This window comes from Stenotrophomonas pictorum JCM 9942 (assembly GCF_001431585.1).
GTDB lineage: Bacteria > Pseudomonadota > Gammaproteobacteria > Xanthomonadales > Xanthomonadaceae > Stenotrophomonas > Stenotrophomonas pictorum.
Genome location: NZ_LLXS01000044.1, coordinates 44407 through 64303, shown reverse-complemented (window position 1 = coordinate 64303; position 19897 = coordinate 44407). Strand labels below are relative to the sequence as shown.

Genomic DNA, 19897 nt, shown 5'->3' with positions numbered 1-19897 from the left:
CCCGCCAGCGCCCACCACCGCAGCGGAACGGGAATAGTGGCCCAATGGCCCGCGCGCCACGCGCGGTCCGCCGACCAGACCCCGGAGCACATATCCAGATGGCCGACCGACTTTCCATTTCCTTCCGCCTGCTGTCGCCTGCCGGCCTGGCGCTGCTGCTGTCCAGCGCACTGAGCGTGCAGGCGGCCGACCTGGCGCGCGTCACCTCGCCGGACGGCGCGCTCGCGGTGATCGTCCAATCCCAGCACGAGGGACGCCTGTCCTACCGGGTGGAGCGCAACGGTGACCCGGTCATCGCTCCCTCGCGGCTGGGCATGCTGCTCGGCGATGGACGCCTGGAGCGCAACATCGCGCTGACCGCGCAGTCGCAGCGCAGCGTCGATGAGACCTGGGAGCAGCCTTGGGGCGAACGCCGCCTGACCCGCAACCACTACAACGAACTGCGCACCCGCTTCAGCGAGAAGCCCGGCGCCGGCCGCGACTACGCACGCCAGTTCGAGGTGGTGTTCCGCGTCCACAACGACGGCGTCGGCTTCCGCTACGAGTTCCCGCAACAGGCGGCGATGGAACAGGTCACGGTACAGGCCGAGCTGACCGAGTTCGCGCTGGCCCACCCGGCCACCGCCTGGTGGATTCCGGCGTTCGAATGGAACCGCGAGGAATACCTGTATCACCAGACGCCGTTGAAGGAAGTGGGCACCGCGCAGACGCCGCTGACCCTGCGCAGCGACAACGGCCTGCACATTTCCCTGCACGAGGCCGCGCTGGTGGACTATGCCGGCATGAATCTGGCGCGCGGCGACGGCGATGTCCTGCATGCCGCGCTCACGCCTTCCGGCAACGGCGCACCGGTGCAGCGCTCGCTGCCCTTCCACACGCCGTGGCGGACCATCACCATCGGCGAAACCGCCGCCGAGCTGGCCGAATCCAGCCTGATCCTCAACCTCAACGAACCCAACGCGCTGGGCGATGTGAGCTGGTTCACCCCGGCCAAATACGTGGGGGTGTGGTGGTCGCTGCATCTGGAGACCGAGACCTGGGGCACCGGCCCGCGCCACGGCGCCACCACCGCCAACACCCGCCGCTATATCGACTTCGCCGCCGCCAACGGTTTCCGCGGCGTACTGGTGGAAGGCTGGAACACCGGCTGGGACGGCGACTGGTTCGCCAACGGCCAGGCCTTCGATTTCACCCGCGCCACCGCCGACTTCGACCTGCCGGCACTGGCACGCTACGGCGCGGCCAGGGGCGTGCACCTGATCGGCCACCACGAGACCGCCTGCGCGGTAAGCCATTACGAGCGCCAGCTGCCCGCGGCGCTGGAGCTTTACGCGCGCAACGGTGTGGATGTGATCAAGACCGGTTACGTCTGCGACGCCGGCGACATCCAGCGCCAGGACCGGGCCGGGGGCCCGATCCTGCGCGAGTGGCACGAGGGCCAGTGGATGAGCAACCACCACCTGCGCGTGGTGCGGCAGGCGGCGGAAAAACATATCGCGATCAACGCGCACGAGCCGATCAAGGACACCGGCCTGCGTCGCACCTATCCGAACTGGGTGTCACGTGAAGGGGCTCGCGGCATGGAGTTCAACGCCTGGGGCAATCCGCCCAATCCGCCGGGACATGAAGCCACGCTGGTGTTCACCCGCATGCTGGCCGGGCCGATGGACTACACCCCGGGCATCGTCAGCCTCAAGGGACGCAATGGCCTGCCGCTGCGCAGCACGCTGGCCAAGCAGCTGGCGCTGTATGTGGTGCTGTACAGCCCCATCCAGATGGTGGCCGACCTGCCCGAACACTACGCCCAGCACCCGGACGCCTTCCAGTTCATCAAGGACGTGGCGGTGGACTGGGAGCAAAGCCACGTGCTCAATGGCGAAATCGGCCAGTACGTGACCTTCGCGCGCAAGGTGCGGGGCGGCGAGGAATGGTTCCTCGGCAGCGTCGGCAGCGAACAGCCGCAGACGCTGGACGTGCCACTGTCCTTCCTCGATCCGGGCCGCCGCTACCGGGCGCAGATCTACCGCGACGGCGACGGCGCGCACTGGGAAACGGCGCCATTCGCCTTCGCCACCGAAACGCGGGAGGTCCGCAGCGGCGATCCGCTGCGCATTGCGCTGGCGGCCGGTGGCGGCATGGCCGTGCGCTTTGTGCCGCTGGACTGAGCCCTGCCCGAGGCCTGAAACGCAAGGATCAAGCCGCAGGCGGTCGTTCCGTATCCGCCCTCACCGGCGAAAGCGTTTTCAGACTCGCGTGCCGGCATTGCACGGCATTGAATACGTATGCAGGCCGGTCCCGCCGCGGGGTCCGCTGATTACCATGCCAGACAGTCGCACGCTGCGAAAAAAACAAACGCGACACGCCCCCGACACCTGTCTGGGGCGACTGGCTACAACCAACCGACATCACCTGGGAGAGGGGAGCATGTTGAACACCAAACGCAATCTGCTGAGCGTGGCACTGGCTTCGGCCATCACGTTGGGCGCCACCAGTGCACACGCACAGACGGCCGAGGCGCAGAGCAAGCCCGAGACGAAGGCGGAAGCCACCGATCTGGATACCGTCACCGTCACCGGCATCCGTCGCGGCATCGAAAGCGCGATCTCGGTCAAGCGGGATTCCACCTCGATCGTGGAGGCCATTTCGGCCGAGGACATCGGCAAGCTGCCGGACGTGAGCATCGCCGAATCGATCGCCCGCCTGCCCGGTCTGGCCGCCCAGCGCGTCGCCGGCCGCGCCCAGGTCATCAGCGTGCGCGGCCTGTCGCCCGACTTCGCCACCACCTTGCTCAATGGTCGCGAGATGGTCAGCACCGGCGACAACCGCAGCGTCGAGTTCGACCAGTACCCGTCGGAACTGATCAGCGGCGTGACGGTGTACAAGACCCCCGACGCCGGCCTGGTCGGCCAGGGCCTGTCCGGCACGCTGGACATGCAGACCGTGCGTCCGCTCAGCTACGGTGACCGCGTGATCGCCGTCAGCGGCCGCTACCAGAAAAACTCGCTGGGTGAGGCCGCCGGCGAAGACCCGTACGGCAACCGGATCAATGCCAGCTTCGTGGACAAGTTCGCCGACGACACGCTCGGCCTGGCGATCGGCTACTCCCACTCGGAAATGTCCAAGCAGGAGAACCAGGTCGGCCTGTACGAGCCCTGGCAGGCCATCGGCGACAACTGGCGCCCGGGCGTCGCCGCCGGCACCTACTATTCCGATGGCATCAAGGCATTGCGCCGCACCGGCCACGCCAAGCGTGACGGCGTGATGGCCACCGTGCAGTTCCGGCCGAACAACAGCTGGACCAGCACCCTGGACGCGTTCTACACCAAGGCCAAGGAATACGACACCGCCAACCAGCTGGAAATCCATCTGGGCGATTACAACGGCGGCTACGACCGTTTGAACGTCACCGACGTGGTGGTCAACGGCAACGGCAGCTTCGTCAGCGGCACGGCGCACAACGTCTATCCGCTGGTGCGCGGCATGTACAACCGCCGCGACGACAGCATCAAGGCGCTGGGCTGGAACAACGAATTCACCTTCGGCGATGTGCGCGTGGTGGCCGACCTCAGCTGGTCCAAGGCCGAGCGCGACGAGCTGAATCTGGAAAACAACCTGCAGTTGCTGCCTGCCCCGATGCTGGATTCGGTGACATTGAATTTCGCCGGCGGCAACTTCCCGCAGTTCACGCCGGGCCGCGACTATTCGGACTTCAGCAAGCTCTACCTGACCAACACCATCTACGGCTCGGGCTATGGCAAGACCCCGCATGTCGATGATGAGCTCAAGGGCGTCAAGCTGGCGGCCACCTTCCCGGTGCCGGAAGGCTTCAGCTGGTTCTCCGACTTCGACGTCGGCGTGAACTACGCCGACCGCAGCAAGAACAAGACCCAGGCCGAAGGCAACATCAACCTCGGCGCGCAGGGCGTCACCAGCATCGCCGCCGACCTGCAGTACAGGCCGGTCAACCTGGGCTTTGCCGGCGCCGGCTACATCCCGGCCTGGAATGTGCCCGCTGCCGTGGACCGCTACATGGTGTTCAATCCGACCACCACCGAAAGCTACCTGATCCCGAAGCAGTGGACGGTGGACGAGGAGATCACCACCACCTTCCTGCGCGCCAACATCAGCACCCAGATCGGCTCGATTCCGGTGCGCGGCAACGTCGGCCTGCAGGCCCAGCACGTACGCCAGTCCTCCAGCTCGAACTACTGGGATGGCGGGCAGCCGGTCGGCAGCCAGGTCATCCCGATCAACGAAGGCAAGAGCTATCTGGACTTCCTGCCCAGCCTGAACCTGGCCTTCGAACTGCCGGCCGAGAACACGGTGCGCTTCGCCCTGGCCCGCCAGGTCGCACGACCGCGCGTGGACGAGCTGCGCGCATCGATGGAATTCGGCGTGGACACCAACATCGGCAAGCCCGGCGCCAGTGGCGGCAACCCGAACCTGGACCCGTGGGTGGCCAACGCGGTGGACCTGTCCTGGGAAAAGTACTTCGGCAACAAGGCCTACGTGGCCGCCGCGGTGTTCTACAAGGACCTGAAGACCTACATCTACACCGAAAAGCGCGATGGCTATGACTTCACCCAGCAGGTCGACGCGTGGCTGCAGGCCAACGCCATCACCCTGCCGCCGGGCATCGTGGTCGACAAGACCGGTTACTACACCGCGCCGTTCAACGGCAACGGTGGCAGCCTGCGCGGTGCCGAGCTGACCGCGTCGCTGCCGCTGGACCTGTTCTTCGACGGCCTGCGTGGCTTCGGTGTGGTCGCCAGCGCCAGCTTCAATGACAGCAACATCTCCATCCCGCCGGATCCGGGCACCACCTCCAGCGTGGGCTCCGAGCCGATCATGCTGCCGGGCCTGTCCAAGCGTGTGTACAACTTCACCGCCTACTACGAGAACAACGGCTTTGAAGTGCGCCTGAACCAGCGCAAGCGTTCAGACTTCATCGGCGAGATCGGCAACTTCAACGGCAACCGCACCCTGCGTTACGTCAAGGGCGAGGACGTGCTGGATGCGCAGGTGGGCTACAGCTTCGGCGACGGCAGCCTGTTCCAGGGCCTGAGCCTGTTCCTGCAGGCCAGCAACCTGACCAACTCCAAGTACGAGACCTACGCCGGCACCAAGGACCGTCCGCTGGAAACCGTGGAATGGGGCCGCACCTACCAGGTGGGTGTGAACTACAAGTTCTGATCCGGAACACCCCGGCTGATCGACAGAGCCCGCTGTTCACGCAGCGGGCCCTGTCGTTTGCGGGACCTGCAATGCCCCGCCCCTGCGACACCGGGGCTGCCCGGCAACGCGCCGCGCACCGGGATCACACCCGCACACTGCATCCTGGGCGTCGACGGACCAAACCGGTGTTGCCAAGGCGCGTGACTTGCCGGGCGGTGGCCCCTCATCTGTGGCCGGCGCGGCTGTGCCGCCGCGACATCGCGCGGACGGTGGGGAACCCATCGGCCACCGCACAAGCTCGGGCCGGCAGTGCCCGTCCACAGAAAGCACGCCAAGCCAGACCTCTTGCGGAACACGTCCGCCGCGGAAGCGGGTTTGCCCCCGGCCCTGCCGTGATCACCGCGGCGCACAATCGCAAGATCACAACCGGCAGACAGCGGACCTTGTCCGGCCGCGCAATCGCGCCTGGAACAGACGCAAAAAAAAGGCGGAGATGTGATCTCCGCCCTCCACAGGAAAGAGGAACTTGCCTCAGCTGCGCCGCGCGCAATACACCGCGTGCGCAGGCAACACCAGTTCACCGGCCTCGAGGCCGCCTGACGCCGGCCCCGGCAGCTCCAGCGCCTGCCATGTGCCCGCCGGCAGGGGCTGGCGCTGCGACTGAGCGGAGAGATTGAACGCCAACAGCAGCACCTCGTCACCGAGCTGGCGTTCGAACATCAGCACCGGCTCGGTGCTGTCGATGAACCGGATTCCGCCCTCCACCAGCGCCGGATGCGCCTTGCGCCAGGCCAGGAACGCGCGGAACGCGTGCAGCACCGAACCGGCATCGGCTTCCTGCGCCTGCACCGACAGCGCACGGTGTTCGGCCGGAATCGGCAACCACGGCTTGCCCGTGCTGAAGCCGGCCACGTCACCATCGCTCCACGGCATCGGCGTGCGGCAGCCGTCGCGGCCCTTGAAATTCGGCCAGAAGGTGATCCCGTACGGATCCTGCAGCGCCTCGAACGGCACATCCGCCTCGCCCAGGCCCAGCTCCTCGCCCTGGTAGATGCACACCGAGCCGCGCAGCGAACACACCAGCGCAACCAGCATCTTGGCCAGCTGGGGGTTGGCCGGATGGCCGCCCCAGCGCGTCACCGCCCGCTGCACGTCATGGTTGGACACCGCCCAGCACGGCCAGCCGTCACGCATGGTGGCTTCCAGCTTCTCCACCGTGCCGCGGATGTAGGCCGCACTGTAGTCATCGACCAGCAGCTCGAAGCTGTAACCCATGTGCAGGCGGCCCGGCGCGGTGTACTCGGCGGTGGTGGCCAGCGAATCCTCCGAGGAGATCTCGCCCAGCGTCACCGCGCCCGGATACTGGTCCAGCAACGCGCGCAGACGCTCGAGGAAGCCGATGTTCTCCGGCCGGGTGTTGTTGTAGTAGTGGTACTGGAACGCGTACGGATTGTCCGGGCTGAAGCCGCGGCCCACGCGCTCGCTTTCCGGCTTGGGCGGATTGTCGCGCAACTGCGCGTCGTGGAAGCAGAAGTTGATCGAATCCAGGCGGAAGCCGTCCACGCCACGGTCCAGCCAGAACTTCACGTAATCCAGCGTGGCCTGCTGCACGGCCGGATTGTGGAAATCCAGATCCGGCTGCGAGGACAGGAAATTGTGCAGGTAGTACTGGCGGCGGCGCGGTTCCCAGCGCCAGGCCACGCCGCCGAAGATCGACAGCCAGTTGTTCGGCGGCGTACCGTCCTCGCGCGCATCGGCCCACACATACCAGTCGGCCTTGGGGTTGTCGCGGCTCTGCCGGCTTTCCTTGAACCAGGCGTGTTCCACCGAGGTGTGGCTGAACACCTGGTCGATCATCACCTTCAGCCCCAGCGCATGCGCCTTGGCCAGCAGCCGGTCGAAATCGTCCAGGCTGCCGAACAGCGGATCCACATCGCGCTGGTCGGCGATGTCATAGCCGAAATCGGCCATCGGCGACTTGAAGAACGGCGAGACCCAGATCGCGTCCACGCCCAGCGAGGCGATGTAATCCAGCCGCTCGATGATGCCCGGCAGGTCACCCACACCGTCGCCATCGCTGTCCAGGTAGCTGCGGGGATAAATCTGGTAGATGACGGCGCCGCGCCACCAGGAAATCTTCGACATCAAGCGCCCCCCTACGGGCTTCAAATGCCCCGGAAGGGGCCGCAGAACGTATGCCGGCCAGCTTAGCGTCGACGCTTTGTCGACGGTGCCGCTTGCATACGTATTCACTGCGTGCAGTGGGGGTTTCCGCCGCCGCGGGCCGCTTGCCTCCGCACCGCCTATAATCCCCGGGCACCCTCCGAAGTATTCCTATGAGCATCGCCGAACATATCCGCCCCGCGCTGGGCCTGCCTGCCATCCAGACCCTTGCGGCACCGGACATGGACGCCGTCGATGCCCTGATCCGCCACCGTCTGTCCTCGGACGTGGTGCTGATCAACCAGATCGCTGACCACATCATCTCCGCCGGCGGCAAACGCCTGCGGCCGATGCTGGTGATGCTGGCCGGTCACGCGGTCGGCGGTGCCGGTCCGGAGCACCACCAGCTGGCGGCGATCATCGAGTTCATCCACACCTCGACCCTGCTGCATGACGATGTGGTCGACGAATCGGATCTGCGCCGCGGCCGCAGCACCGCCAACGCGCTGTGGGGCAATGCCCCGAGCGTGCTGGTCGGCGACTTCCTGTACTCGCGCAGCTTCCAGCTGATGGTCGAGCTGGACCGCATGCCGGTCATGCGCATCCTGGCCGACACCACCAACCGCATCGCCGAAGGCGAGGTGTTGCAGCTGCTGCATGTGCACAACCCGGATACCGACGAGGCCGCCTACCTGCGGGTGATCGAACGCAAGACCGCGGTGCTGTTCGCCGCCGGTACCCGCCTGGGCGCACTGGCCAGTGGCGTGGACGAGGCCACCCAGCAGGCGCTGTACGACTACGGCATGCACTTGGGCTACGCCTTCCAGATCGCCGACGACGTACTGGACTACTCGGCCAACGCCGAGGAGCTGGGCAAGAACCTGGGCGACGATCTGGCCGAAGGCAAGGCCACGCTGCCGCTGATCCACGCCATGGCCCATTCCGATGAGGCCACCCGCCAGCGCCTGCGCGAGATCGTGCAGAACGGCGAGGCCAGCGCGATGCCCGAAGTTCTGGCCGCCATCCAGGCCACCGGTGGCCTGGACTACAGTCGCCAGCGCGCCCGCCAGTACGCCGAAGCGGCCGAAGCCGCACTCGAAGGCCTGGCCGAGAATCCGGCCGTGGCCGCCCTGCGTGGCCTGGCCCGCTATGCGGTCGAACGCGGCCACTGAGCCGTGAGCACCGCCGGTTTCAGCGATGAGGAACGCCAGGTGCTGTTGGCGGTATACGGCGTCGGCGCCACCGTGGTGGCCCGGCTGGAACAATTGGGATTCACCTCCCTGCCCCAGCTGGCACAGGCCCAGCCCGGCGATATCGTCAGCCAGGCCGCCGCGATGCTGGGCAGCAGCTGCTGGCGCAACAGTCCGCAGGCGCGGGCGGCGATCAGCGGCGCGATCGCGGCGGCAAAAGCCCGGTCGCGGTAGGCGCAGCGCGGCGTGGCTTGGGCCACGGGTGCCGAAACCACCACGGGCGGGCACCACCCACGGCCAACCACGGCACCGTACCCACGCGCACCACCCTGCCGCAGCGACCGGACAGAGGCCGGTCTTGCGGCTGGTGCGGTTCCGCCCTCCGCGCGCGGTCAGTCGCCCAGGCGTTCTTCCAGGAAATTGTCCATCATCTTCCAGGCCCGCTTGGCTGCGCGCGGGTCGTACAGGCAGCCCGGCGGACTGTCGGCATCGGACTCGGCAAAGCAGTGCACCGCTCCGCTGAAATTGACGAACTGCCAATCCGCACCGGCGCTGTCCATCTCCTTGCCGAACGCGGCGATGTCCTCGCCCGTTACCCCCTGATCGGCGGCCCCGTTAAGGACCAGGATCGGCACCTTGCCGCTGCCTGCCGGCGCCGGACTCGGGGTGGACAGGCCGCCATGCAGACTCACCACCCCGGTCAAGGGCAGGCCGGCACGCGCCATCTCCAGCACCGTGGTGCCACCGAAACAGAAACCGACCGCGGCGATACGGCCGGCGTCCAGCGGCGCCTTGCCGGCCTGCGCCTCCAATGCCTGCAATGCCGCACCGGCCCGGGCACGCAGCAGGGCCCGGTCATCGCGCAAGGGTTTGGAGGCCGCAGCGGCTTCGGTGTTGTCCTTGGGTCGTATGTCCTTGCCGTAGACATCGGCCACCAGCACCACATAGTCGTCGCCGGCAATCTGCCCGGCCTTGGCGACGGCGGATGCGTTCACGCCACGCCAGTTGGGCACCATCACCACACCGGGTCGGCGGGCGTCACCGTCGTCGTCATAGACCAGCACGCCGCTGTACGACGCGCCATCGTGCTGCCATTCCACCGTGCGCTGCTGCATTTTCGCCGCGGCCGGCAATGCCACCGCCAGCCACAGGCCCGCCACTGCCACCGGCCACTTCCGTTCTGCTCGCATCGGACTTCTCCGCTCAGGGGTGCGGCGAGTTTAAGTCCGACGGGCCCCAGCCCGGGTGATTGCCGGGATTCAGCCGATGCCTAGCCCGGGAATGGCGCTGATGCTGTCCGGATCAAAGCCGGCCAGCGCGGCGAAGTGGCGGCCACGCGCCACGTAGTCGCTGTAAGCGCCAAAGCTCGGCGCGCCCGGTGACAGCAGCACCACCCCGCCCTGCGCGCCCAGTGCCGCACGCGCCAGTTCCACCGCCTGCGGCAGATCGGCGGCCGCATGCAGTCCGAACCGGCCAGCCTCGGCCAGCGGTCGCAGCAGGTCGTTGATGCGCGGGCCGTTGCCGCCCATCGTCACGATCTCCACCGGCGGCACGTCATGGGCCATGTGCGCGAGGAAATCGCTCCAGTCCAGGCCGCGATCGTGGCCGCCGACCAGCAGCGCGATGCGCTGCCCGGCAAAGCAGTCCAGCGCCGCCAGCGAGGCATGCGGGGTGGTGCTGATCGAATCGTTGACCCAGCGCAGCCCATCGCGCTCGCCCAGCAGCTGCAGGCGGTTGGGCAGCGGCCGGAAGCTCCGCACTGCCGGCGCCAGGGCCACGGCATCCAGTCCCAGCGCTTCGATGGCGGCCAGTACCGCGCACAGGTTGCCGCGGTTGTGCCGGCCCGGCAGCGGCGTATCCGCCGTATCGAACACCGGCTGCGCGCCGCGATGCACCACCTCGCCGACCATGTGCCAGCCTTCGGGCTGGTTGAACCAGACGATCTTGCTGTGCGGCAATTGCAGCGCGCGCAGATGCGCGTCGGCGGCATTGAGCACGGCCACCCGCGGATGACCGCCGGTCACCAGTGCCAGCTTGTCGTCGATATAGCGCTGCTCGCTGCCGTGCCAGTCCAGGTGCTCGGGAAAGATGTTGAGCACGATCGCGACATCCGGCCGCGCGCCACTGCGCGCTACTTCCCCGGTCTGGTAGCTGGACAGTTCCACCGCCCAGTATTCCGGTGCCGGTTGCGGATCCAACGCTTCGAGCAGGGGCAGGCCGATATTGCCGGCCAGGCCGGTGCGATGCCCGGCCGCGCGCAGCAGGTGCGCCAGCAGCGAGGTGGTGGTGCTCTTGCCCTTGGTACCGGTCACGCACACCGTGTCGGGCAAGGTGCCATCAGGGCCGGCATGCTCGCTGAACCACAGCGCGGTACCGCCGATGAACTGCGTGCCCAGTGCCTGCGCCTGCAGCGCCTCGGGCTTGTACGGGCTGATCCCCGGTGACTTGATGACCACCTCGAAGCGCGCCAGCGCCGCGCCGGTGACGTCGGTTTCCACCTGCAGCGCGCCCGCGGTTTCGGCACGCGCGGCCGCGGCCTCGGCCGGCGGACAGAACAGCGTCAGTGGCAGTTGCGGCAGGCGTTCGCGCAATACGGCAAATGCCGCACGGCCCTCACGCCCCCAGCCCCACAACGCAACCCGCTTGCCTTCAAGCTGCGAAATTCGCACGCAGACGCTCCCACAGGGCTGCCGGGATGCGGTGTTCGCCGTCGATGACCAGCAACGGTTCGATCTGCAGCTCGTCCGCCGCCAGGGTCGGCTGGATCAGGCTGGCGAAACGCTTGACCAGCACGTCCTCCTTCCAGTCCGCACGCGCGGCCAGCGTGGCCATCGCCGCACGCGACTCCTTGCCCTCGCCCACGCACTCGAACGGCTTGTGGTCGCCGAATTCCAGCAGCGCGTCGTAGCCGCCGGCCTGTTCGCTGTCATCGAGCAGGTTGCGGCCAAAGATGCGCACCAGCCGGGTCTTGGGCATGAACGGGGCCAGCGCCAGGAACACGAAGTGACACTTCGGACAGACGCCGCACCAGCGGTTCACCGGGCGCTCGCCGAGGATGTGGAAGTTGCGGTTGCAGCTGGAGAAATGCGCGTCGTAGTAGTCGGTCCTGGCGAACTGGCGGGCCACTGCCAGCTCCGACAGCGGCCGCAGCAGCGAGTAGTAGTGCAGGTCGGCCGCCACGTGCTGCTGCACATGCTCGCCGAACGCCTGCTCGAACGCCCAGCCCTTGGACCACTGATGGTTGACCTCGCCGGTACCGGCGATCTGGCTGCCGTAGCTGGCCGAGCGTTCGTTGGAGAACACCACCTGGTCCACGCCCTGCACCAGCGCGGCCAGCACCATGATCGCCGAGTTCACCGCGGTCACCGGGATATGGCCGTTCCAGGCCCCCTGGCGGTTGAGCTCGAACAGCTCCGGGGCCAGCGTGCGGCCGATATTGAGCGTCGGCAGACCGGTGCGGTCGGCACAGGCGCGGATCAGCTGCGAGCCGCCGATCCAGGTCACCGTCTCGGCCACGCCGGCATGGCGCAGCGCCTCGATGCTGACCAGCGAATCCTTGCCGCCGCCAATGGCCACCAGCGCGTGCTCGCGCAGGCCCAGCACCGGCGCCGACGCCGCCTGGCCTTGCACCGGCAGCGTGAAGCGGCCGCGCAGGTTCAGGCCATTGCGGTAGGCGAACTCGCCCAGACCGTTCAGATATACCGTTTCCACCAGTGCCGCGGTGGCCGCATCGATCGCGTAGCTGTCGATGCTCACCTGCGCCGGCACTGCCGCCTTGTAGTAGCTGACACCGGCGATCAGGTGCAGCAGCTGCAGCGCGCGTTGCACCGCCGCCGCACGCTCGCCCTCCAGCTGGAACGGCGCGCCCGGCACGGTGACAGTCTCGGTCATCTCCGGGCCGTCGTCGAAGGCGTAGACCAGTCTTGCCACGCCGGTATCCGCGGCGAAATCGCAGCGGACGAAGCGGAAGCGGGAAACCTGGTTTTTGTCAAAAGCTGTCATGGCGTATCCGAATCAAACGAACCGCCGCGCACCAGCGCGCGGCGGACGACAAAGTTTTCGCGGCAGGAGGCGATTGTCACGCATCGAGGACCGCCTCGCGCGGCAGTGCGCGCAGGTTGTAGGTGCTGGCCATGCTGAAACCATAGGCGCCGGCATCGGCGATCAGCATCACATCCCCCGGCGCGGTGGTCGAGGGCAGCTTCACCCGCTGCGCGAACACGTCGCTGGATTCGCAGATCGGACCGACCACGCTGAAATCGACGTCGCGCGCCTCTTCCAGGCGCGCGAGGTTCGCGATGTCGTGCCAGGCGTCGTACAGCGCCGGCCGCAACAGGGCGTTCATGCCGGCATCCAGGCCGACGCGGCGCACGCCGTCCTTCTCCACCACCTGGGTGGCGTGGGCCAGCAGCACGCCGGCCTCGGCGACGAGGAAGCGGCCCGGCTCGATCGCCAGCTGGAACTGCGGGTGCACCGCCCTGATCTCTTCCAGCCCGGTGGCCCAGGCGTCCAGATCGAACGGCTCGTCATCGGCGCTGTACGGGATCGGCAGACCGCCGCCGATATCGAGGATCTCCACGCTGCCGATACGGCGGGCGAACCCGGCCATCTCGTCGACCATCTGCTTCCAGTGGCCGCCGGTCTCGATGCCGCTGCCCAGGTGCGCGTGCAGGCCGCTGATGCGGATATCCAGGCTGCCGGCCAACGCCATGAATTCATCCACCCGCTGCGCCGAGAGGCCGAACTTGGCCTCCTTGCCGCCGGTGTTGACCTTCTGGTGATGGCCGTCGCCGTGGCCCAGATCGATACGCAGCCACAGCGTGCGGCCACGGAACACCTCCGGCCAGCGCCGCAGCAGCTCGACGTTGTCCACGGTGACAGTGACACCACGCGCCAGCGCCGCCTGGTACTCGTGGATCGGTGCGAAGCTCGGCGTGAACAGCACCCGCGCCGGCGCGATGTCCGGTACCGAGGCGAACACATGCTCGAACTCGCCCAGCGACACGCATTCCAGACCGAAGCCTTCGGCGGCGAGCGTGCGCAGGATCTGCGGATGCGGATTGGCCTTGATCGCATAGAAGCGGCGATCGACCGCGGCAATGGCCTTGAGCTGGGCGGCGCGCTCGCGCACCTTGTCCAGGTCGTAGACATAGGCCGGAGTGCCCTGCGCGGCCAGCCCCAGCAGCTGCTGCCGCTTGCCCGGTGCCTGCCACCACGGCGTGGGCCGCGGCCGCAACGTGCCGATGATTTCGCGCCAGCGCGGGCCGAACACCTGCTCCTCGTAGACCGGCATCGCGCCGCTGTCGATCAGCTCGGCGTGCAGGATCGGCAGCAGGCCGTCGGCATCGGCCTCGTCGATGACGAAGGTCAGGTTCAGGTCGTTGGAGGACTGCGAGATCATGTGCACGCGCTCCTTGCCGAACGTGGCCCACACGTCCGAGAGCTTGTACAGCAGCGAACGCATGCCACGGCCGACCAGGGTGATGGCCGCGCACGGCACGATCACCTTGACCTTGCAGATCTGCGACAGGTCGGCCGACAGCGCAGCCAGCACGTCGGTATTGACCAGGTTCTCGGACGGATCCAGCGACACGGTGACGTTGGTCTCGGCCGAACCGATCAGGTCCACCGACAGCCCGTGCTTGGCAAACAGCGCGAACACTTCGGCCAGGAAGCCGACCTGCTGCCACATGCCGATACCTTCCATCGACACCAGCACGATGCCGTTGCGGCGGCTGATCGCCTTCACTCCCGGCACCGGCGCGGCGGCACCGTCAATGCTGGTACCCGGCATGTGCGGGCGCTCGGTATCGAGGATCGCCATCGGCACGCCGGCATCGCGGCACGGTTTGATCGAGCGCGGATGCAGCACTTTGGCGCCGGTGGTGGCGATTTCCTGCGCCTCGTAATAGTCCAGCCGGGTCAGCAGGCGGGCGTCGGGCACGTCCTTCGGGTTGGCGCTGAACATGCCCGGCACATCGGTCCAGATCTCCACGCGGCTGGCACCGAGCAGCGCGCCGAAATAGGCGGCGGAGGTATCCGAGCCACCGCGGCCGAGGATGGCGGTACCGCCGTCGGCATGGCGCGAGATGAAGCCCTGGGTCAGCAGCATGCGTGTGGGCTGGGCGTCGAAGCGGGCCTTGAAGCCGGCATCGCCCTGCCACTGGCAGTTCACCGACAGCCGTTGCGACCAGGCGGTCTGGTTCGGCACCGGCGGCTGCGCATGCAGCCAGTCGCGGGCGTCCATCCAGCCGAAATCCAGTCCGTTGCTGCGCAGGTAGGCCGCGCCGATGCTGGAAGAGAGCAGCTCGCCCTGGCCCAGCACGTCGGCCTGCCAGTCCAGCGGCCGGGTTGCGGCACGCGGGTCGTCCAGCAGCGCGGCCAGTGCGGCCAGCCGTCCGGCCAGCACCTCGGGGCCCAGCTCCAGCTCGGCGAGGAAGTCGTTGTGGCGGGTGACCAGCGCGGCCACGCGCTGGCGGCTGTCGGCCGCGCCATCGGCGATGGCGGTCAGTTCATTGGTCACGCCGGACAGCGCCGAGACCACCACCAGCACCCGGCCGCTGGTTTCCTCGGCCCGTTTTTTTGCCAGTTCCCCGATCGTGTTCCAACGATGACGACGGGACACCGAGGTGCCACCGAACTTCAGAACGATCCAGCGATCAGCGCGAGGGGAAGCAGACATTGGCTTGGGGGGTTCACTTGGGGGAGAAAGACCCGGCAACGCGGGCAGAACTCCCGATTCTATGCCAAGGCCGGCGGGGCCGGATTGCTGATTACGGTCGATACCATCCCCCTCCAGGGGCGCAGAAAGTAGCACCTGCAACGACCCCGGTCATCCCCGCCCGTGGCCCGGATTGTTAAGCTGCCCGGCCCCTTTGCTTCCGAGCCGCCATGACCGCACGCCGCTACCTGCAACTGGACGTCTTCGCCGCCCGCCCGGGCGCCGGCAACCCGCTGGGCGTCATCGTCGACAGCGAGGGCCTGGACGATGCCGCCATGCAGGCCATCGCCGCCTGGCTGAACCTGTCCGAGACCATCTTCTTCCTGCCGCCGGACCAGGGCGCCAGCTACCGCATCCGCATCTTCACCCCGAAGGGCGAACTGCCGTTCGCCGGCCATCCCAGTGTCGGCGCGGCCTGGGCGGCGGTCGAGCTGGGCCTGGCCACACCGGATGACGCCGGCCAGCTGGTCCAGCAGTGCGCCGCCGGGCTGCTGCCGGTGCGGGTGCAGGGCGGGCGCTGGTTCCGCCAGATCCATGTGCGCAGCCCGCAGGCCGAACGCCGCGACATCGAAGTCCCGGCACTGCCCGCAGGCCTGGCCACGCTGTCCAAGCCCGGCCATGACCCGGAACTGTGGAACAACGGCCCGGACTGGTGGCTGCTGGAAGCCGGCAGCGAAGCCGCGCTGCGCCGCTACGCGCCGGAGCTGGCCGCCATCGCCGCTCTGCCTGGACGCGGCAAGCTGGCCGCGTTCGCCGCCGCCGACCGCCCGGACGTGGGCTATCAATATGTGGTGCGCGCCTTCGCCCCCGGCGTGGGCATCAACGAAGACCCGGTCACCGGCAGCGCCAATGCGCTGGTCGCCGCCCACCTGCTGGCCCACGGCCGGATCAAACCGTTCCAGCAGTACCTGGCCAGCCAGGGCCGCGAGCTGGGCCGCGCCGGCGAGGTGCGGGTGGAGGTCGATGGGGATTCCAATATCTGGATCGGCGGCGAGGTGCAGCAGGTGATCAGCGGGCAGATCGAGTGGTGAGCCACCTTGCTCCGCGGCACCCGCGACCCCTCTGCCCCCTGATTGCCAGCCCACCCCACTGATTACGGACAACCTGCCATGACCACCCGCCGCTTCCTGCAACTGGACGTCTTCGCCCCCCGCCCCGGCACCGGCAATCCGCTGGCCGTGGTGCTCGACGCCGACGGCTTGGACGAGGCCGCCATGCAGGCCATCGCCCGCTGGACCCGCCTGCCCGAGACCACCTTCATCTTCGCCCCGACCCGGCCCGGCAGCAGCTACGGTATCCGCATGTTCGCGCCGCAGAAGGAGGTGCCGTTCGCCGGCCATCCCAGCGTCGGCAGCGCACATGCGGTGCTCGAAGCCGGCATCGCCGCGCCGGTGGATGGCCAGCTCGTCCAGGACGGCATCAACGGCCCGCTGCCGCTGCGCATCAGCGAGCACGGGGGCGTGCGCACCATCGCCATCCGCACCCCGCGTGCGGCGGTGGCCGAAGTGGTCGGCGCCGACGATCCGCGCCTGCAACCGGCGATCAGCGGCTGGCCGCTGGGCCAACTGCCGCCGGTGCTGATGGACGGCGGCCGCCGCTGGTGGCTGGTGGAGGTGGCCGATGAAGCCAGCCTGCGCGGCCTCACCCCGGACTGGGACGCGATCGCCACGCTGGCCGAAAGCACTGGCGCGATGGGTGTATTCGCCTACGCCCGCAGCCACGGCGAGGACTACCAGCTGGTGGTGCGCGCCTTCGTCGGCAACGGCCGCCGTTTCGAGGACGCCGCCTCCGGCGCGGCCAACGCGGTGCTGGCCGCGTGGCTGGACGAACGCAACGCGCTGCCCGGCAGCGGCAAACGCTACACCGCCAGCCAGGGCCGCGAGGTCGGCCACGACGCGCTGCTGGAACTGCACATCGACGAGGACGGCGAGGTCTGGTCCGGCGGCCAGGTGCAGACGGTGATCCGTGGAACCATCGACTGGTAAGCGCCCCTGCTGCGGAGCGGGCGGGCATTCGCTCAACCGCGCTCGCCCCCACGGAACATGGGCCGGTTCAGGCGGCTCACGGCATCCACAGCCCTCTGGCGCAAGCGCTCGCGACGGCGGTGACCGCTACCGTGGCCAGTGATGACCGCTCGTTCGGCATGCGCGATTCCCACATCGTCAGCCGGGCCGGCAACGTGCCGTGCTTCCGGCAGCCCCTGCGCAGAGGTACCAGGCATGACTGAACCAGCGTCGCGACCGCCAGCGACGGCGATACGTATCCGCGACTTCAGGTCCGGAGACGAAGCCCTGCTTCGCCAGGTGTTCGTCTCCGCGATAGACGGTTCGACTGACGGTCACTACAGCCAGGCGCAGCGCGAGGCATGGCTGGCGGGCGCCGGGGATGTTGCGAGATGGAACCTGCGTATCCAACGCCTCCAGCCGTTCGTGGCACTGCACGATGGCGTGGTGGCCGGTTATGCCGACCTGCAGCCATCCGGGCTGATCGATCATTTTTTTGTGGCCGCCGATCACGCACACCGTGGCGTCGGCAGCGCGCTGCTGCAGCATCTGCAGCAGCAGGCGCGACGGCGGGGCATCGTTGAATTGCACGCCCATGTCAGCCTCAGCGCCGAGCGTTTCTTCAAACGGCACGGCTTCCGCGTTAAACAGCGGCAGACCGTGCGCGTTGCCGGCATCGGCCTGGACAACGCGGTGATGTGCAAACACATGGAAAGCGAAGCCGGCGCGTCAGCGGACTGACCCACCGGTACCGGCAGCCGCCCGTGCCGGCGATGCCCGCTCAGACGCGCAACCTCCACCGGACCAGCCGACAGCCCAACCCGGCAAACGGGGCATACGCCACCAGCAGGTCCAGCGCGGAAAGCCAAACCGCCCGCGCTCCGCGCAAGGGGATACGCATCGTCCTTGCTGCGCCGCTGCCAGCCGCTAGTCGGCCTGCGCCTGGCCACTCATGTATACCGGCTCGCCATCGACCCAGGTGGAAAGCACTTTCAGCTCATCAAGCTCGCCGGCCGCCACCGTGAGCGGGTCGCGGTCGAGCACCACGAAGTCCGCACGCAGGCCACGCTTCAGCGTTCCGACCTCGGCCTCGTCATGGCCGGCCCAGGCCGCGTCGCGGGTGAACCCCCGGAGCGCCTCGGCCGCACTCAGGCGCTGCTCCGGCTGCCAGCCACCGGGCGGCTGGCCGTCGCGGTCCTGCCGCGTCACCGCCGCATACAGGCCCAGGCGCGGATCGACCTGTTCGACCGGGAAATCCGAGCCCAGCGCCAGCCGGGCCCCGCTGTGCAGGTAACGCTGCCAGGCGTAGGCGCCCTTGATCCGCTCCGGGCCCACGCGCTGCTCGGCCCAGCCCATATCCGAGGTGGCGTGGGTGGGCTGCATCGAGGCGACAACCCCCAGCGGCGCGAAGCGGGCGATGTCCTCCAGCGCCACCACCTGCGCATGTTCGACGCGCCAGCGGTGGTCATCCCCCTTGCGCGCACCCAGCACTTTCTCATAGGTATCGAGCACGATCCGGTTGCCGCGATCACCGATGGCATGGGTGGCCACCTGCACCTTGCAGCCGTCGGCCTTGCGCACCGCCAGCTCGAAATCGGCTGGCGAGGTCATCAGCAGGCCGTGGTTGTGCGGATCATCGCTGTAATCGGCCAGCAGCGCGGCGCCGCGGCTGCCCAGCGCGCCATCCATGAACAATTTCACGCCACGCATCTGCAGGCGTCCGCCGGCATGCTGATACAGCCCGCTGCGGCACAGATCATCCAGCGCCGCCTGGTTGCCATCGGCGTAGGCATCGATACGCAGTGGCAATCTGCCCTGATCGGCCAGACGCTTCATCAACGCCAGATCCTCGCGCGACACGCCCATGTCATGCACGCCGGTCAGACCATTGCGGACGGCTTCCTGCAGGGCCGCATGCAGCCGTTTCTCGCGCGCGGCCTCGTCCAGCGCCGGGATATGCGCGCTCACCAGCGCGGCGGCGCCATCCACCAGCACGCCCGTCGGCTTGCCGGCCGCATCCCGGACGATGCGCCCGCCGGCCGGCTGCCAGTCCCCGGCCAGCGATTTACCGCCCTCTTCGGCGATGCGCAGCGCGGCGCTGTTGACCCAGCCGGCGTGGCCGTCGACCCGGTCCAGATAGACCGGCCGCTGCGGGAACGCCGCATCCAGATCGGCCACAGTCGGAAAATCGGTGTTGTCCCAGCGGTTCTGGTCCCAGCCTCGGCCCAACAGCCATTCGCCCGGTGCCAGCGTCTTCTCGAATGCCTTGAGCCGTTCGACCACTTCCGCACGGCTCTTCGCCCCGGACAGGTCGGCCTGCGACAGGGTGTTGCCCAGATAGACCAGGTGCGCGTGCGCGTCGATCAGACCGGGCACCACCGTGGCCTCGCCCAGATCGATGCGCGGGGCCTGCGGATACAGCTGCAGCAAGGCATCGGCACTGCCGACATCGAGCACGCGACCGGTATCGCTTTCCCAGGCCATCGCCCCGACCACCGGCTGCGCGGGGTCACCGGTGCGGATGGTTTCGGCCACCAGCAGCTTGACCTCGGCACTGGCGGAAAGGACATGCAGACACGGAAGCAGCAGGGCAACGCAGGCAAGACGACGCATCAGGCAACTCCTGGACAGGATGCGGCGACTAT

13 protein-coding genes are annotated in these 19897 nt (G+C 68.0%); 7 read left to right on the top strand and 6 right to left on the bottom strand.

Annotation, left to right across the window (positions count from 1 at the left end; genetic code table 11):
• The first annotated feature begins 98 nt into the window (after positions 1 to 98).
• Complete coding sequence (locus tag ARC78_RS12890; RefSeq protein ID WP_054658134.1) at positions 99 to 2165, top strand: glycoside hydrolase family 97 protein; 2067 nt, start codon at positions 99 to 101, stop codon at positions 2163 to 2165.
• Between the two features lie 259 nt (positions 2166 to 2424).
• Positions 2425 to 5193: a TonB-dependent receptor gene (locus ARC78_RS12885; protein ID WP_057506438.1), complete on the top strand. Its 2769-nt coding sequence runs from the start codon at positions 2425 to 2427 to the stop codon at positions 5191 to 5193.
• A 513-nt stretch (positions 5194 to 5706) separates the two neighbouring features.
• On the opposite strand, the gene ARC78_RS12880 is transcribed toward ARC78_RS12885, so the two are convergent.
• Positions 5707 to 7320, bottom strand: coding sequence for an alpha-glucosidase family protein (locus tag ARC78_RS12880; RefSeq protein WP_057506437.1), 1614 nt, complete (start codon positions 7318 to 7320; stop codon positions 5707 to 5709).
• 191 nt (positions 7321 to 7511) lie between these two features.
• Here ARC78_RS12880 and ARC78_RS12875 point away from each other — a divergent pair, with 191 nt between their 5' ends.
• Positions 7512 to 8510 carry a polyprenyl synthetase family protein gene (locus ARC78_RS12875; protein WP_057506436.1) on the top strand — a complete coding sequence of 333 codons (999 nt, stop codon included), beginning with the start codon at positions 7512 to 7514 and terminating at the stop codon, positions 8508 to 8510.
• Positions 8511 to 8513: 3 nt separating this feature from the next.
• Complete coding sequence (locus ARC78_RS12870; protein ID WP_057506435.1) at positions 8514 to 8762, top strand: hypothetical protein; 249 nt, start codon at positions 8514 to 8516, stop codon at positions 8760 to 8762.
• A gap of 158 nt (positions 8763 to 8920) precedes the next feature.
• Here ARC78_RS12870 and ARC78_RS12865 read toward each other — a convergent pair whose 3' ends face one another.
• The 4 genes from ARC78_RS12865 to ARC78_RS12850 all read right to left on the bottom strand — a co-directional run bounded on the left by ARC78_RS12865 (position 8921) and on the right by ARC78_RS12850 (position 15210).
• On the bottom strand, positions 8921 to 9718 hold the full coding sequence (locus ARC78_RS12865; RefSeq protein ID WP_054660077.1) for a dienelactone hydrolase family protein: 798 nt from the start codon (positions 9716 to 9718) through the stop codon (positions 8921 to 8923).
• A gap of 69 nt (positions 9719 to 9787) precedes the next feature.
• Positions 9788 to 11197: a UDP-N-acetylmuramoyl-L-alanine--D-glutamate ligase gene (gene murD / locus ARC78_RS12860; RefSeq protein ID WP_054660079.1), complete on the bottom strand. Its 1410-nt coding sequence runs from the start codon at positions 11195 to 11197 to the stop codon at positions 9788 to 9790.
• Entirely contained in the window at positions 11178 to 12530 is a 1353-nt protein-coding gene (murL, locus tag ARC78_RS12855; protein ID WP_057506434.1) for a UDP-N-acetyl-alpha-D-muramoyl-L-alanyl-L-glutamate epimerase, read from the bottom strand. The genes murD and murL overlap by 20 nt, the downstream gene beginning before the upstream one ends.
• A 76-nt stretch (positions 12531 to 12606) precedes the next feature.
• Entirely contained in the window at positions 12607 to 15210 is a 2604-nt protein-coding gene (locus tag ARC78_RS12850; RefSeq protein WP_057506433.1) for a bifunctional aspartate kinase/diaminopimelate decarboxylase, read from the bottom strand.
• A gap of 209 nt (positions 15211 to 15419) precedes the next feature.
• On the opposite strand from ARC78_RS12850, the gene ARC78_RS12845 reads away from it, so the two are divergent.
• From ARC78_RS12845 to ARC78_RS12835, 3 genes are all read left to right on the top strand, one after another.
• Positions 15420 to 16280, top strand: coding sequence for a PhzF family phenazine biosynthesis protein (locus ARC78_RS12845; RefSeq protein ID WP_057506432.1), 861 nt, complete (start codon positions 15420 to 15422; stop codon positions 16278 to 16280).
• 78 nt (positions 16281 to 16358) lie between these two features.
• Positions 16359 to 17234, top strand: coding sequence for a PhzF family phenazine biosynthesis protein (locus tag ARC78_RS12840; RefSeq protein ID WP_057506431.1), 876 nt, complete (start codon positions 16359 to 16361; stop codon positions 17232 to 17234).
• Between the two features lie 234 nt (positions 17235 to 17468).
• Positions 17469 to 17993 (top strand): GNAT family N-acetyltransferase, encoded by a 525-nt coding sequence (locus ARC78_RS12835; RefSeq protein WP_054660888.1) that lies wholly within the window; start codon positions 17469 to 17471, stop codon positions 17991 to 17993.
• A gap of 186 nt (positions 17994 to 18179) precedes the next feature.
• On the opposite strand, the gene ARC78_RS12830 is transcribed toward ARC78_RS12835, so the two are convergent.
• On the bottom strand, positions 18180 to 19865 hold the full coding sequence (locus ARC78_RS12830) for an amidohydrolase (protein WP_057506430.1): 1686 nt from the start codon (positions 19863 to 19865) through the stop codon (positions 18180 to 18182).
• Positions 19866 to 19897: the final 32 nt, after the last annotated feature.

Excerpts from the sequence above, each read along its gene's own strand:
- ARC78_RS12850 (WP_057506433.1), bottom strand. The coding sequence starts at position 15,210 with ATGTCTGCTTCCCCTCGCGCTGATCGCTGGATCGTTCTGAAGTTCGGT.
- murL (WP_057506434.1), bottom strand. The coding sequence starts at position 12,530 with ATGACAGCTTTTGACAAAAACCAGGTTTCCCGCTTCCGCTTCGTCCGC.
- ARC78_RS12875 (WP_057506436.1), top strand. The coding sequence starts at position 7,512 with ATGAGCATCGCCGAACATATCCGCCCCGCGCTGGGCCTGCCTGCCATC.
- ARC78_RS12865 (WP_054660077.1), bottom strand. The coding sequence starts at position 9,718 with ATGCGAGCAGAACGGAAGTGGCCGGTGGCAGTGGCGGGCCTGTGGCTG.
- ARC78_RS12830 (WP_057506430.1), bottom strand. The coding sequence starts at position 19,865 with ATGCGTCGTCTTGCCTGCGTTGCCCTGCTGCTTCCGTGTCTGCATGTC.
- ARC78_RS12840 (WP_057506431.1), top strand. The coding sequence starts at position 16,359 with ATGACCACCCGCCGCTTCCTGCAACTGGACGTCTTCGCCCCCCGCCCC.
- ARC78_RS12880 (WP_057506437.1), bottom strand. The coding sequence starts at position 7,320 with ATGTCGAAGATTTCCTGGTGGCGCGGCGCCGTCATCTACCAGATTTAT.
- ARC78_RS12835 (WP_054660888.1), top strand. The coding sequence starts at position 17,469 with ATGACTGAACCAGCGTCGCGACCGCCAGCGACGGCGATACGTATCCGC.
- ARC78_RS12890 (WP_054658134.1), top strand. The coding sequence starts at position 99 with ATGGCCGACCGACTTTCCATTTCCTTCCGCCTGCTGTCGCCTGCCGGC.
- ARC78_RS12845 (WP_057506432.1), top strand. The coding sequence starts at position 15,420 with ATGACCGCACGCCGCTACCTGCAACTGGACGTCTTCGCCGCCCGCCCG.
- ARC78_RS12885 (WP_057506438.1), top strand. The coding sequence starts at position 2,425 with ATGTTGAACACCAAACGCAATCTGCTGAGCGTGGCACTGGCTTCGGCC.